At 44.1% G+C, this 13,719-nt stretch carries 11 protein-coding genes and 3 pseudogenes; 4 read left to right on the forward strand and 10 right to left on the reverse strand.

Features of this window, described 5'->3' with window-relative positions; translation table 11 throughout:
* Positions 1–134: 134 nt before the first annotated feature.
* On the reverse strand, positions 135–338 hold the full coding sequence (locus L0M14_RS16940) for a YezD family protein (RefSeq protein WP_235117848.1): 204 nt from the start codon (positions 336–338) through the stop codon (positions 135–137).
* Between the two features lie 277 nt (positions 339–615).
* On the opposite strand from L0M14_RS16940, the gene cysT reads away from it, so the two are divergent.
* Genes cysT through L0M14_RS16960 form a run of 4 tightly spaced genes read left to right on the forward strand, consistent with a single transcriptional unit; the run spans position 616 to position 4,488 of the window.
* Positions 616–1,422, forward strand: coding sequence for a sulfate ABC transporter permease subunit CysT (cysT, locus tag L0M14_RS16945; protein WP_235117849.1), 807 nt, complete (start codon positions 616–618; stop codon positions 1,420–1,422).
* A complete protein-coding gene (locus tag L0M14_RS16950; protein ID WP_235117850.1) occupies positions 1,419–2,222 on the forward strand; it encodes a sulfate ABC transporter permease subunit in 804 nt (267 codons plus the stop codon). Before cysT ends, L0M14_RS16950 begins: the two co-directional genes overlap by 4 nt.
* Positions 2,223–2,248: 26 nt before the next feature.
* Positions 2,249–3,334: a sulfate/molybdate ABC transporter ATP-binding protein gene (locus L0M14_RS16955; protein ID WP_235117851.1), complete on the forward strand. Its 1,086-nt coding sequence runs from the start codon at positions 2,249–2,251 to the stop codon at positions 3,332–3,334.
* Positions 3,335–3,366: 32 nt separating this feature from the next.
* The gene (locus L0M14_RS16960; protein WP_235117852.1) at positions 3,367–4,488 is read left to right on the forward strand and encodes a sulfate ABC transporter substrate-binding protein; all 1,122 of its coding nucleotides are present in this window, start codon (positions 3,367–3,369) and stop codon (positions 4,486–4,488) included.
* A gap of 147 nt (positions 4,489–4,635) precedes the next feature.
* On the opposite strand, the gene lepB is transcribed toward L0M14_RS16960, so the two are convergent.
* From lepB to L0M14_RS17005, 9 genes and pseudogenes are all read right to left on the reverse strand, one after another.
* On the reverse strand, positions 4,636–5,418 hold the full coding sequence (gene lepB / locus L0M14_RS16965) for a signal peptidase I (RefSeq protein WP_235117853.1): 783 nt from the start codon (positions 5,416–5,418) through the stop codon (positions 4,636–4,638).
* A complete protein-coding gene (locus L0M14_RS16970) occupies positions 5,415–7,013 on the reverse strand; it encodes a DUF5711 family protein (protein WP_235117854.1) in 1,599 nt (532 codons plus the stop codon). Before L0M14_RS16970 ends, lepB begins: the two co-directional genes overlap by 4 nt.
* Positions 7,014–7,202: 189 nt before the next feature.
* Complete coding sequence (locus L0M14_RS16975; RefSeq protein ID WP_235117855.1) at positions 7,203–7,610, reverse strand: hypothetical protein; 408 nt, start codon at positions 7,608–7,610, stop codon at positions 7,203–7,205.
* Positions 7,611–7,869: 259 nt separating this feature from the next.
* Positions 7,870–9,099, reverse strand: coding sequence for a multidrug effflux MFS transporter (locus tag L0M14_RS16980; RefSeq protein WP_235117856.1), 1,230 nt, complete (start codon positions 9,097–9,099; stop codon positions 7,870–7,872).
* A gap of 208 nt (positions 9,100–9,307) precedes the next feature.
* Positions 9,308–10,099: a cohesin domain-containing protein gene (locus L0M14_RS16985; RefSeq protein WP_235122938.1), complete on the reverse strand. Its 792-nt coding sequence runs from the start codon at positions 10,097–10,099 to the stop codon at positions 9,308–9,310.
* A 57-nt stretch (positions 10,100–10,156) separates the two neighbouring features.
* Positions 10,157–11,017, reverse strand: a pseudogene (locus L0M14_RS16990) (carbohydrate-binding protein); the annotation flags it as partial.
* A gap of 78 nt (positions 11,018–11,095) precedes the next feature.
* A pseudogene (locus tag L0M14_RS16995) lies at positions 11,096–11,452 on the reverse strand (carbohydrate-binding protein); the annotation flags it as partial.
* Positions 11,438–11,792: pseudogene (locus L0M14_RS17000) on the reverse strand (carbohydrate-binding protein); the annotation flags it as partial. The pseudogenes L0M14_RS16995 and L0M14_RS17000, both read right to left, overlap by 15 nt.
* A gap of 282 nt (positions 11,793–12,074) precedes the next feature.
* Positions 12,075–13,679, reverse strand: a complete 1,605-nt coding sequence (locus tag L0M14_RS17005; RefSeq protein ID WP_235117857.1) for an extracellular solute-binding protein — start codon at positions 13,677–13,679, stop codon at positions 12,075–12,077.
* Positions 13,680–13,719 lie beyond the last annotated feature (40 nt).

Below are 13,719 nucleotides of genomic sequence, written 5' to 3' on the forward strand. Positions count from 1 at the left end.
CCTTCTTCTGGAAATATAGGAAGTCTCCGGTGGTCCGGTAGACAAATGCATTATTCCGATGAGTTTACTTAGTATTATTTACGATGAATTCAATATACAACCTGCCTGGCAGGTCGTCAAGACATTCTGCTGCATCATTTTTGTTTTTTTTCGGCTTTTACCACTTGCAGCTTTTCTCTACCAGGAGACACCGCTTCAAATCGTTTGCGTTCTGTTTTATCAATTTGCGCAATTTTACCATCGTGAACAACGATTTGCACAGATCCATACTCTAGGCCATTCAAGCTTTGTTTAATACGATCCAGCCATAATTCATCCAACTCCAAAGGTTTTGCCATTTCATCATCCCTCCGCTCTATTATGTAATCATGGATCAAAGTAAAAGCTCATCGAATTTTATATTCCGATGCGGTTACTTGGTTTAATAAGGCAAATGTTATCACTGTGCTTGATTTACTGTCAATGACGAATTTTATGTTCATATACCGCTGCAACTATCAACAAAATTTATTCGATGCATAAAATTTAATTATTGACAAACATGTTTTACCGCTGTTATATTCAATTTTAAATCCGAGTAAAACAATGTGAATAATATATTTTAGGCGGTGCACTATGGGTAACCCAGTTTTTAGAGCTACAGTTCGTTCTGTGCTTATAGGCTATTTAATCGTACTTCTTCTGCTGCCGATTGCCTCTATTTATGTAAAAGGCTTTTCGTTAGGATGGGAAGCATTCCTGCAGGAGATCACAGGTCCTCTAGCCTGGAAGTCTATTTTACTTACGGTGAAGCTAAGTATTGTTTCTACAGCTATCGAAGCTGTAATCGGTACGATCATCGCATATGTACTGGTGAGGTACTCCTTCAAGGGGAAACATCTTTTAAACAGTATGGTAGACCTCCCTTTCTCTCTGCCCACCTCAGTAGCCGGTCTTATGTTTTTGACCTTACTGGGTCCTCAAAGTCCTATCGGTACGTGGCTCAACCATATAGGGATTTCTCTTCTATATAATCAAACCGCTATTGTCATCGGACTTGTTTTCGTTACCTTCCCCTTCGTCATTAGAACGGTTCAACCGCTTCTTGAACAGATTGACCTTAGTGAAGAGCAAGCGAGCTTCACCCTTGGTGCAGGCAAATGGTACACGTTTCGAAGAATTATCCTTCCCGCCATGATCCCAGGAATTCTTGCAGGCAGTATGCTGACTTTCTCCCGATCTCTTGCCGAATTTGGCGCCATTTCTCTGATATCCGGTAATTTGCCCGGTAAAACAATGGTTGCCTCTGTCTATATTTATGGCGAAACACAAAACTACAATCCGGAAGGCGCTGCCGCCATTTCCATTGTCTTACTCACACTTTCACTCATCATCCTGTGGGTCATTCACATACTCACACGTGGAAAGGGGCGGTTGGCATGAGACGTCTTTTAATCGGTATCTCATTTGCAGTCATTATACTTCTCATTGTGTTACCGTTCCTAGGTATCACGTTCGGTGCTTTTCAAGATGGATTCGGCGCTTTCCTTGATTCACTGGTACGGCCCGAAGCCGTGCATGCATTTATGATTTCTCTCATCATTGTCGTTGTCGTTGCGGCGCTGAATACGATTGTGGGTATTTATCTTTCATTAGAGCTTGTTCGAGGCAGTTGGATCTCCAGATGGATGAAGCCTTTCATCAACGCTTTGATCGATTTGCCCTTCGCCGTTTCGCCAATCATCGCCGGATTAATGGTCATCCTGTTGTTCGGTCCCAATACAGTACTCGGTACTTTTTTCGAAGATCACCATATGAAAATCGTATACGCATTGCCAGGCATGATCATGGCTACAACGTTCATTACTTTCCCGCTCATGGTTCGGGAGGTTGCCCCGCTTCTGCAGGAGATCGGCACCCAATCGGAAGAAGCATCAGCTACGCTAGGTGCAGGATCTTGGCGAACCTTTACTCAGGTTACTTGGCCGGCCATTCGTTGGGGAGTTATGTACGGACTCATCCTAACTATAGCCAGATCGTTGGGGGAATTCGGTTCCATCCTTGTCGTTTCCGGCAATATTATCAACGAGACACAAACCGCAACAACACTTGTTTATCAGGATGCTGAGAATTTCAATATGGTTGCCGCCAACAGCGTCGCTTTCGTTCTCGGAATTGTATCAATAGGCACTTTATTATCCTTAGAATGGTTGAAGCACCGCAGTGAGCTTTTGCGAAAATAGTGAATATGAGTTGGAGGTCTTGTCCCATGCAAATAGAAGCGAAGAATATCAATAAATACTTTGGAGATTTTCACGCAATCAAGGATGTGAATTTCAGTATTACCAAGGGGCACCTGGTCGGCTTAATCGGTCCGAGCGGAGGAGGGAAAACATCCATTCTTAGAATGCTCTCCGGACTGGAACGTCCGAGCACCGGCGATATTTATTTTGACGGCAAAGTAGCTACGAATCTTCCGGTTCAGGAAAGAGGGATCGGATTTGTGTTCCAAAGCTATGCGCTCTTTAAACATATGACTGTGTTTGACAATGTAGCTTACGGCTTAAGAGTCTTGAAAAAACCGAAAGAAGTGATACACGATCGGGTCACCTACCTCCTGCGTCTAATGGGCTTAGCTGGAAGTGAGCGTAAGTATCCTCATCAATTATCCGGTGGGCAGCGTCAGCGGGTAGCTTTCGCTAGAGCTCTTGCACCAGAGCCCGGTCTGTTGCTGCTTGATGAACCCTTTGCGGCAATCGATGCAAAAATTCGTAAAGAACTGCGCGTTTGGCTGCGAAATCTGATCGATGAGTTTAAAGTGACTACTATTTTTGTTACTCATGATCAGGACGAAGCCATCGAAGTTGCTGATGAGATCATTATCGTGCAACAGGGGAAAGTCGAACAACAGGGCACTCCTTGGGAGATCTATACCAAGCCTGCAACCCCCTTCGTTGCTTCATTCATAGGTGAATCCAATAGGGTGGAATCGTATGTTCCGCTCAAGGGCTTCCCTTATCTGAAGGAGATTCAGCAAGAAGGGCGCTGGAAGAAAGATGTGCATGTACTCGTAAGACCTGAAGCCATCGAGGTGCGTCCGTCTAACACCACACATCTCCCTTCTGCCGGTGAAACTGGCACGGTTACCCACGTTCATTTCCGCGGAGATTCCTGGTATCTGGAGATCGAGGCAGGGACTCAGAAGCTTTTTGCTTATCAGTCTCTTAAAGAGAACGCCTTTCAAGTCGGAGATGAAGTTAATCTGCTGATTCACCAAATTTCCGTTTTTACACAAACAGATAACAAGCTGTTAGACAATCAGGCCAAGCAAGATCCTATGCCTGTTTTTATATAAAATCACTTACCATTAAAGGGGAGTTGGAATTCATGAAAAACAAAAGATCATTCAGCCTACTTACAGCAACATTATTCACTGCGAGCTTAGCACTAACGGCATGCGGTACCGCCAACCAAGCGGCTTCATCATCGGCCTCGTCTGCTTCATCGGTAAAAGCCTCTTCAGCCTCTTCAGCCTCTCCAGCAAATTCAACCCCGAAAGCTGCTGAAGGAGGAACCGTCACCATCACAATTGGCGCTTACTCTATTTTGAAGGACTCCTTCGATGAATTATTGCCTACATTTAAAGAGGAATGGAAAAAGAAAACCGGACAAACGGTAGAATTCAAAGAATCCTACCAGGCCTCAGGCTCTCAAGCAACAGCCATCATTCAAGGTTTTGAAGCGGATATCGCGCCTCTTTCATTGGAGGGGGATATTCAAAAAATCGTGGAGAAAGGCTTGATCACAAGTGATTGGAAAAGCAAACCGCATGGCGGCATGATGACGGCCTCAATCGCAGCGATTGGGGTGCGGGAAGGTAATCCTAAGGGCATCAAAGATTTTGCCGATTTAGCGAAGCCAGGTGTTGAAGTTTTGATCCCAAATCCTAGTACCTCCGGAGGCGCAAAATGGGATATTAACGCCATTTACGGTGCAGGACTTAAAGCCTCCGAAGCTTCAGGCAAAAAAGACCCTGAACAAGCAAAGCAATTGCTTACAGGCGTCTATAAAAATATTAAAGTGCTGGATAAGAGCGGTGCTGACTCCCTGGCTACCTTTGACAAAGGTGTAGGCGATGCCATCGTCACTTATGAGAATGAATTGATTTCACGCATGCAAAGCGGCAAAAAATATGAGGAAGTCATCCCGACGTACACAACCTCCATCCAAAACCCAGTAGCCCTCGTGGATAAATACGTCGACAAGCACGGCAATCGGGAAGTCGCTGAAGCATTCCTGAACTACCTGTGGAGTCCCGAAGCGCAGAAAGTTTTTGCTGAAAAGGGCTTTCGGGCTGTCGATGAAACCATAGCCAAACAGTACGAAAAGAACTACCAAACACCAGAAGGCTTATTCGACATCAATTACTTGGGCGGCTGGACACAGGTAAACAAAGAGTTGTACGGTAAAGGCGCTTTGTGGGAATCGATTTTGGCTCAGGGAAAGTAATGATGAACGTGGAAAAAGGTTGAACAGGGAATAACTGTTCAACCTCTGTTTGTTGATAACGTAGGTTCCATTTCGAGCATCAGTAGCTTTTCTCCGATCGCTGTTGCCATTTCGTTATTTCATTGAAATCAAATAATCATACACACATTAAAGCTGTCTCCCCAGCCTACCGGTGTCACTTGCCCAATAAATAAACTTGGCCTTTCCAATGATTAATGATTCAGATATTGGGCCGAAGATATGACTGTCTAAACTATTGTCCCGATTATCACCCAACACAAAATATTGTCCCTCAGGTATTTGGGCAGGTCCCCAGTGCGTGTTCATTTTAGGCGTAGTGATATAGGACTCTGATATCTCTTCACCATTAACAAACACCTTTCCTTCTTTCATTTCAATTGTGTCCCCCCCAATCGCTATAATTCGTTTCACAAATTGTTGCTGTCCCCCGCCTGGTCGCCAAAATACAATGATATCCCCTCGCTTGAAATGTTTCGTTCGAGTATCAATAACAAATCGTTCATTTGCTTGGAGGGTAGGAGCCATGGATGAACCAGAACTAATTTCTGCCTTCCTTCCTATTACCATGCTAGTGTCAATAAAATATGAATAACCACAGGCTATCATAATAATAAGTAGGTAGATATATATCCGTTGATATTTACGTAACACTACTTTTTTTCTAACTATGGATATGACGACAGCATCAATGATAGCAAACAAGCAGATACATATTTCGATTAGCATTAGACTTACCATGCCATAATAATGATCAAGCATTCCAGTAAAAAGAAAAACATACAATAACGCTAATCGTAGAAAAAGTAACATGCTGGCTTTACGAATTTGTCCGTTATAAAACTGGCATAATCCAGGTACCAGGATAGATAATAGAGAGGCGATTGCCGGATATCTTCTTTTTTCTCTCATTTCGGATCATTCGATTCAGAATCGATAATTTTTACTACCTTATTTGTAGCATCCCACTCTACATTGCTTCCGAGTGCTTCGGTAACATATCTTAGCGGCACATAGGTCACTTCATCTATGAGTACTGGCGCAGCATCGAGTACTATAGCAGTGTCATCTACGTATGCATCATTAGAGCCAATTTGAAATGCAATCTGTTTCCCGTTTCTCTTGGCCAAAATTTGTTCATTTTCTGCTTTCCACGTAACCTCCGCCCCAAGCATTTCAAAAATTTCACGAAGTGATATCATAACTCGACCATCTTTCATAAAGAGCTTCTTCTTCATGAATTGTTCTTTTCCGTTCAACCATAAAGAGATATCGCTTTGTTGATTGTCTACTCTTTCGAGACAGAGAACATTTCTATTGTTCGTGATGACAATATTATTCGGATTGAGCGGAATGATTTGAGAGTACCCAATGATTTTATTCGTAATTTGAAGAGTAAATCTTGGATTTCCCTGATTATCTAGAGAATGAATTGTTCCGCCATTTGTTGATACATAGACGTTCCCTTCATCATCTGCCACCAAATTCTGATCGAAATTTCCTGCCATATTGTATCCTGCCGATTGTTCAGGATCGCTTAACTTATAGCTCCAAAGAGTTGTGTTGGCTTGAAAGCTTTTATCCATTAGAGTAGAAGTGTTCTCATCAACTTGGTAATAACCGCCATGATGGTCACTAGCTCTGCCGCTTAATTCAACAGTAACTTCTGGGTCTGTCACTTCTGTAATGCCAGTTGATGAAACCTTGTATATGTTTTCCCCAATCACAAGATAGTCCTTATTTATTTTTATTTGGGTTTTCGAATTTTGATAGGGGATATTCCATATCACTTTTCCATCATCATTTAAGCAAAATAATTGTTTATCACTGGCAACCAATAGATGGCCTTGGGAATCAGAGAGAAGTGCTTTTACCTGAGACATACTGTATGAAACATCGTTGACCTTCAACTCTTTAAATTGCCATTTGACACTTCCATCCTGTCGAAGCATCGTTAGTCCATTTTCCAACAACGCTATCAAGTTGCCCTTCCAATCAATTGTATAAAACCGAGCTGCCGTAAAAGTACTACCAGGACGAACAATTGCTAAAGGAATATCTTTATACTGGTTAAGGATAGTTCCGTTGTTATTAAAACGGGTAATCGTTGCCTTCGATGTTTTAGCCTCTGGATCTAGGAAAGCAAAATCGTCGGTAGCCGTAAAAAGATTTCCATCCACACTTGTTTCAAGCTCATGACTAGAGCCATCTTGCTTCCATAAGACATGGCCATTCTCATCAACTGCAAACACCTCGTTAAAGCTATGTATAATGATTGTATGTTCGTTTACCTTCCTAGCATCAAAATGATCATATTGACTATCACTTGTATATGACCACTTCAATCGGTACATGTTATTCTCATTTAAAAGAGACCAATTGTGTCCGCTATCATCCTTTAGCGGTAGGACAATCGGATCCGGCACATCAGTATTCGCAAAAGCCATCGTTGTTGGCATGCTGCTCAAAATTATTAATCCTGATAAACCTAATAAAAATTTCTTCATTGTGGCCTCCTGAATGACAAAAGAATATACAAAGTTATTCTTTATTTACTAGAAAATCCCTTCACAAATATTCGACAAAATATTTTTTTTGCAATAGATTACTCGGTTTAACACTGCCAATGCAAAAAGGGTAAGCAAGTGATTCAATTGCTTACCCTTTTCTACATTTAACTTTTCATTCAACCTCTCCTACTCACTAATCGGCGCAATCTTTTTCCCATTGGAGTCATAAGCTGTAAAACCGCCACGAACTGTGATCCAGATCTCATTGTCTGTGTTCGGGTCGGCTTTGAGCCCGCGAGTGTCCTTCGGGAAAAATAACAAGTGGTTGTCAGCGACTGATGTACCCGGCAGCAAATCTTTTCCGGCAGTTAGATCGGGAATCCCTTCGTTGTCTGTACTGACGGCAATTGTTTTCCCCATTCGAACGATCATTTGTGCGCCAGGTATTCCATATACGGATTGGCCATCCACCAATTCAATATTCGTGATTTTGTTCGAGTCCTGAATGGATTTCAAGGCCATTGCTCCTGTTATTACCCCAGCTAAGGCAATCAGAGCGACGATCCCTATAACAAGTTTAACTGATAGCTTCATTGCATCTGCTCTCCTTCTCATTCCGTGTACTCCCCTTCTCATGGCGTGATTGATATGTCTTATTTTGAAGAAAGTCGTTACATTCTGCAAGTTTTATTCATTTTCTGTTAGAAAAGAGCTGATTCTAGAACAAAAGCAGCCCTTCCTCTGTAGAGGATGGACTGCTTTTTCCATGTTAGATGTTTCGTTTTCCAGCAAGAATTCATAACTGGATCTGATCGTGATGCCCTTGCCTAATTCAACCTTTTTAAGCCCAACTTCAAACCGTCGCCTGCTTTTCTTCGCCGCTATCCGCCTTTTTAACCCCTTTTTTCACTAAAAGGAAGTAGGACAGCATTGCGATTGCACTCGTGCATAAAATAATGACACCCAACGGAACTGCCGTGTCTTCTCCAGCGATACCGACTAGTGGAGAAACGACAGCGCCGAGCAAAAAGGGAATGACGCCCATCAGCGCAGCCGCACTTCCCGCCATATGCCCCTGGCTCTCCATCGCAAGTGGAAATGCCGCCGTGGATGTAATCCCGATGGAGGCTACAAAGAAAACGAGCGGAATTACGAGCGCATACAGTGGTCCGTGGAAATAGGCCACCAATAAGACGGTAACGCTGGCAGCAGCGGCAATCCATAGTCCGAGCTGCAGGAAGGTCTGCTCCGACACACGGTGTGCCATACGACCGACTAACTGCGAGCCAATAATCAAGCTGATACCGTTGGAACCGAACAACAGAGCAAATACCGTAGGAGAAACGCCGTAAATATTTTGATAAATAAAAGGGGTCCCGGAGACGTACGCGAATACCCCCGCGATCATGATCCCCTGCGCAAGCATATAGCCCGTAAAGGAGCGGTCGCGCAAAAGAGATCCGTAGTTGCGTAATTGCTGAACAAAATTACTAGGACTACGGCGCTCGACAGGAAGCGTCTCCTGGAGCTTCCACTTCGTCATGGCCAGAAGGTAGATCCCCAGCAGCGACAAGGCAACAAAGACACCTACCCAGCTAGAGACCGCTAACACTCCGCTTCCCGTTACAGGTGCTACAAGAGGCCCCAGATTCCCGACAAGCAGGAGCATTGAGAAAAATTTGGTGAGCTCGTGGCCGCTAAACATATCGCGTGCGATTGCACGGGATATCACAATGCCCGCCGACGCCACGAATCCCTGCACGAGCCGCGAGAGAATCAGCAGCCAAATACTTGGCGAGATCGCACAAGCTACTGATGCCGCAACATAGATTGCCATGGAAATGAGCAGCGGCTTGCGTCTGCCATGGACGTCGCTGAGCGAGCCCATGACCAACTGGCCAACGCCAAGTCCCAGCAGACATGCAGTCAAACTGAGCTGAACGAGGGAAGCTGTTGTCCCAAATTGCTTGACGATCTGAGGAAAAGCCGGTAAATACATATCAATGGTAAAAGGCCCGAGTGTCGAAAATAAACCGAGCAGCAGCGCCAGCCTCACGGTATTGTTATTGCTTTTGTGACTCATTCTTTGATGTTCTCCTTCTCCAAGTTTGATTCCATTTTCAGAAATCTGATCTATTTGTTGTTACACCATATCATAACTGTATAGAATTTGACAACAGTTTTTATTGTAAGGAACAAAAGCGCGGAGCGGCCCGCTACATGGGTTCGGAGTCTAATTATATAGAAAAAATACAGACCAACCGCGAGTTCGGCGGTCGATCTGTATCAAATTATCCAAGTATCTTGGATGCTGCAAATGTGAGATCCTTAATATCAATCTTTTGATCTCGATTTAGATCAGCTATCTTAGCCGTTGCCCAATCTGCACTGTTAGAATCCTTGCCGTAATGATAAGCCACAATCGCTAGATCGCCTACACTTATGTGTCCATCTTTGTTGAGATCAGGAGATTTAATAGCTGCTGCCTGAAAGAGTTCTACCGCGCTGCCCAATGCTGCTAAGGCAGTGTCCACCTGAGATTGCGTCGCATTTGCACTGTCTTTTACCACTTCTGCTGCATCAATCGCAGTACCGAAGGCATCTTTGGCCGCCTGTGGGTATTGGCCTGGTTCTGTGCCAACGACAGCAGCTTCATAAAGACTTTGTGCATTCATAATGGCCGTTGTCAGAGCGGACTTATCTACATTTTCTTCTACACTACCAATCGAAATTCTCTTGCTGCCAAGCGCTGCCTGAAACACGGATCCATCAGAATTAGCAAGTTCTGCCTTAGAAGCTTCAATCGTGCCAATCGTGTCTTGAACACCCGCTTTTACTTTAAAATTTAAATTCAAAGCCGGAATGCTTGCTCCAGTTATACCTCCAATGTTAGCTGCAATAAGCCTGACTTTGCCGGCCGTTGTTTTGTCCTCTCCGACAATTTCAATGTTACTATTTGCCCCTGCCGCACTTACATAGTCAAATTTATCGGCATCATAGGTCAATGTAAGGTCTTCGGCATAAACACGATCTCCCAAGTTGTTCAAGCTAACTCCCACTGTAAAGCTGCTACCAGGCGTCACACTGTTGTCAGCTGAAAGTGCTGCTGTTGGTACTAGGGTGCCGTTATTCAAATCCGCAACAAAAGTCGTAACGCTTTGGGCAGGCAGCTCGGCCGTAAAGGAATTATTCGACACATTGAGGGGCGCTCCGGCAACAAGATTCCTAGTGCCATCCGTTAACCATGAAGCTACACTCGTTGCGGTCTCGTTTTGCAGAACAAATTTTTGACTCACGGCTGAATTCCCCTTATTTACTGCTACAATAACCGCTTTATTGCTGCCTTTATATGCAGATATAAATACCTGCGGATCGGGATTTTTAGTGGCTTCTACCCTAACATAGCCGGGTCGGATAAATTTCGAGTATTGGGCCATCATGTATCCACGCTTACTTATCGTTCCGTCTTCTTTCATGGGACCGTATTGTCTTCGTATATACCACCATACGTATGTTTGGAAGTTCCCTTCTACCATGGCATTATACATATGCTCTGCAACGCCTAATGCCTCGGGCCAACGATCCGCTGAATTATTCTCACTATTTGGATAGTACACTTCCGTCATCCAGAGTTCTTTACCCGAACCTTTCTGTTCAAAAAGCGGGTACGGGAAATCTTTATAACTTGTGCCATACGTGTGAGCGCCTAGAATATCCAAATTTGCTAATGCTTCCGGATCGTTCAATATCGGGTCTGACATTTGCTTCACGTAAGAAAATGACTCCGGTGCGATAACCCTGTTATGGATAGCTCCCGCATTTTCTTTCATAAAGCGCAGCATTTCTTCGGGACTCCACCACGTCCAATCGTATGCATAATCAGGCTCATTTTGAACAGAAATCGCATACAGATCCACACCATGACTCTTCATGTATGAATCGAATTCATTCAAATACTGTGCATATTCATCGTACATATCATGTTTAAGGCGTTTCGCTGATGGAACTTCAATATATGCAGTTAGGTTGATATTATCGATATTCGGTCCATCTGCGCCGGTAGTTACCAGTTTTAACGTATTGTTCCCGCTATTCATAGGAACTTGAATGGATCGTTCTCCCCAAGTTGACAGGCTGCCGGTAGTTGCAAAGGCTACATTAGAGAGCACTTTCGCCCCATTCACATAAACATCTAGATTGCTTGTTTCTTCCTGTTGAGCGTACCGAATCTTTACGTTTTTCGTGCCTGTACTGCCAATTCCAATATTCCCCCACTGAATGGCCGCACCCGATGCTGCTTGAAAGTTGACATATCCTGTGCCGGAATAACCGGGCTGGGTCGCTTCCGTTGTGGAACTGGTTAGAGTTGTTCCCGTCTCCGCTTCATATGTGGTGCCGCTCCCTGAGCTCATCCCGAGGGTGAAGGTCTCGAGCATTTCACTTGGAGGGTTCCATGGAGATGCAAACACGATTGCTCCCCGCTCAATCGCTTTTTTAGCTGTTTCCAGTTCTTTATACCAGTTATTCTTATCTGGATCGATAAAAATCCTTAAAACAGAAAAACCCAACTGATTCTCTCCGTTACCAAAAGCGGTTTCTCTTTGCTCAGGTGTCAAATCCCCGATCCGCCGGGTGGTTAATCCCACCAAATCCACGAATCACTTGCTTCTCTGCCGATAAATTAACAACTACATCATTAGCTTCCGAAGCGGCTAATGCCTCCGTCGATAAGGGGACGAGGAATAACGGCAGTGCGGTTACACATGCCAAGAGAATGCTACATGTTTTTTAAAACGTAAATTCACTGATTTCAACTCCTTGAGTAGTTAATAGGCTATTCCTTGCCAATAATGTCTATCACCATTTCCCTTCTTTTTTTCATACGTTCCCTCGAATTTGCTGTTAATGAAATTTTAATCAAACATGGATAGGAATTATATGGAATATTTTATTAAAAAACTATAAATATTTTGTATCTTCCTTACTTCCTTAAAAATAGAATAATGAAACTCGGTTCCCCATGGGGAGAGAACCGAGTCCGCTAGGCTGGTAAAGATATTATTTCTTGTAGGTTTGCTGATATGCCTCTCTTCTTTCTTTCATAACGGCTTCGCCGCCTGCATCTTTCCATTCCTTGACCTGCTGGTCATAGATATTGTCGACATCCGAAGACTTGGCCGTAATAATCTTTGCGAGCATCTGCTTAACCTTGTCGGTCAGTATCTGTGAATACTTGATTTCCGCTTGAATGGGAATGTCCACACGTGGACCTGTGTAGCCATCTCGGGCACCAGTCTTAATACTGTCAATGGTAAAATCTTTAAATTGCGGGTCGGTTGCATTGGCCGCCATGTTCTGTTCCGGGTTGTCCGTGCTCACGTATTTGCCATTCATAATCATGGCATAATCTTGATTATTAAAAAGAATCTGATTGGCTTCAGGCGTTGTCAAGGCAAATGGAATGCCATCATCACCTGTTTTGTAAGAAACGTCTTCTTGTCCGAATTGAAGTGCGATCAGATTCTTCGGTTCCGCCATCCAGTTCAAATATTTGATAACCGAATCAACATTTTTACTCGCTGCTGGAACCATCAGATAAATACCGCTAGGAGAATACATCGGTTTAGGATACTTGCCGTTCGATGCTTTGAATGGATCAATCGGTGCTAGAACAGCCTCAGGATTATTTTTCTTCAGGTTTGCATAATACCCGCTGTAAACAGGATCGTTTGTGTTCGGGGTAGCGGACCCTGCTAGGCCACTGACGACTTGCTTGTTGAAAGTCTGACTGAAATCTGCCTCTAGCGGGAAGTCTTTATCGATCAGGCCTTCATTGTACAGTTTGTTTAAAAACTGGAAGGCTTCCTTGTTGCCAGGTAGCGTCCATCCGTCTGGATCAGCAAATAAGTCTTCTTCGGAGATTTTACTCCAGTCCCAGAAGGAGTTGGTTAGCGGTTTAATATGGAACATATCGATCAATGTAAAAGGAATGACTTTACCGCCAGTATTCCCCGGATCCTTCTCCTTAAAAGCTTTCAATGCTTGATACCATTCATCCCTTGTCGTCGGCAAAGGCAGGTTCAACTTATCCAGCCAATCTTTACGGATAATACTTGTCGTTTGGGATTGGATGACCCGGAGTGCCGGAATGGCATATTGCTTGCCGTTAAAAACGCCATCCTTCAGTGTTGGAGCAAGCACTTTCTTCAACTGCGGTCCGTATTTCTCAATCGCCTGCCCCAGATCCGCAATGCCGCCATTTTGCACATAGCTTTGAACGGTTGGCTTGTCATACGTAAAGACGAGATCCGGTGCGGTTCCCGACGCCATTAATACATTGAGCTTCTTGACTTCCTCGGAGCGAGGGACCGTGACAAACTTCACTGTGATATGATTCGGATCTCCGAAGTTTTTCTGCACGTATTGTGTCATGAAATTGTCAGTGATGGGCGGAGCCCCCGCTGGTGCATTACTCCGATCAAACAGCTCGACTGTTAACGTGATTGGCGGACCCTTAGGATTCTCGCTCGCACCTGCCGAACTTCCCGGCGAAGCTGAGTTACTTGAGCTGTTTGGTGAGCTGCTGCATCCTGCAAGCGCGATAGCAGTCGTCGCTAATACTGCCATAGCTGCGTTCAATGTCTTGCGAAATTTTACTCGCATGTTTCGTACCTCCCTTTCATCCTCTAGAGTATATAGTGAA

The organism is Paenibacillus hexagrammi (genome assembly GCF_021513275.1).
GTDB lineage: Bacteria > Bacillota > Bacilli > Paenibacillales > NBRC-103111 > Paenibacillus_E > Paenibacillus_E hexagrammi.

Excerpts from the sequence above, each read along its gene's own strand:
- L0M14_RS16975 (WP_235117855.1), bottom strand. The coding sequence starts at position 7,610 with ATGAAGCTATCAGTTAAACTTGTTATAGGGATCGTCGCTCTGATTGCC.
- L0M14_RS16970 (WP_235117854.1), bottom strand. The coding sequence starts at position 7,013 with ATGAAGAAATTTTTATTAGGTTTATCAGGATTAATAATTTTGAGCAGC.
- L0M14_RS16980 (WP_235117856.1), bottom strand. The coding sequence starts at position 9,099 with ATGAGTCACAAAAGCAATAACAATACCGTGAGGCTGGCGCTGCTGCTC.
- lepB (WP_235117853.1), bottom strand. The coding sequence starts at position 5,418 with ATGAGAGAAAAAAGAAGATATCCGGCAATCGCCTCTCTATTATCTATC.
- L0M14_RS16955 (WP_235117851.1), top strand. The coding sequence starts at position 2,249 with ATGCAAATAGAAGCGAAGAATATCAATAAATACTTTGGAGATTTTCAC.
- L0M14_RS16950 (WP_235117850.1), top strand. The coding sequence starts at position 1,419 with ATGAGACGTCTTTTAATCGGTATCTCATTTGCAGTCATTATACTTCTC.
- L0M14_RS16960 (WP_235117852.1), top strand. The coding sequence starts at position 3,367 with ATGAAAAACAAAAGATCATTCAGCCTACTTACAGCAACATTATTCACT.
- cysT (WP_235117849.1), top strand. The coding sequence starts at position 616 with ATGGGTAACCCAGTTTTTAGAGCTACAGTTCGTTCTGTGCTTATAGGC.
- L0M14_RS17005 (WP_235117857.1), bottom strand. The coding sequence starts at position 13,679 with ATGCGAGTAAAATTTCGCAAGACATTGAACGCAGCTATGGCAGTATTA.
- L0M14_RS16940 (WP_235117848.1), bottom strand. The coding sequence starts at position 338 with ATGGCAAAACCTTTGGAGTTGGATGAATTATGGCTGGATCGTATTAAA.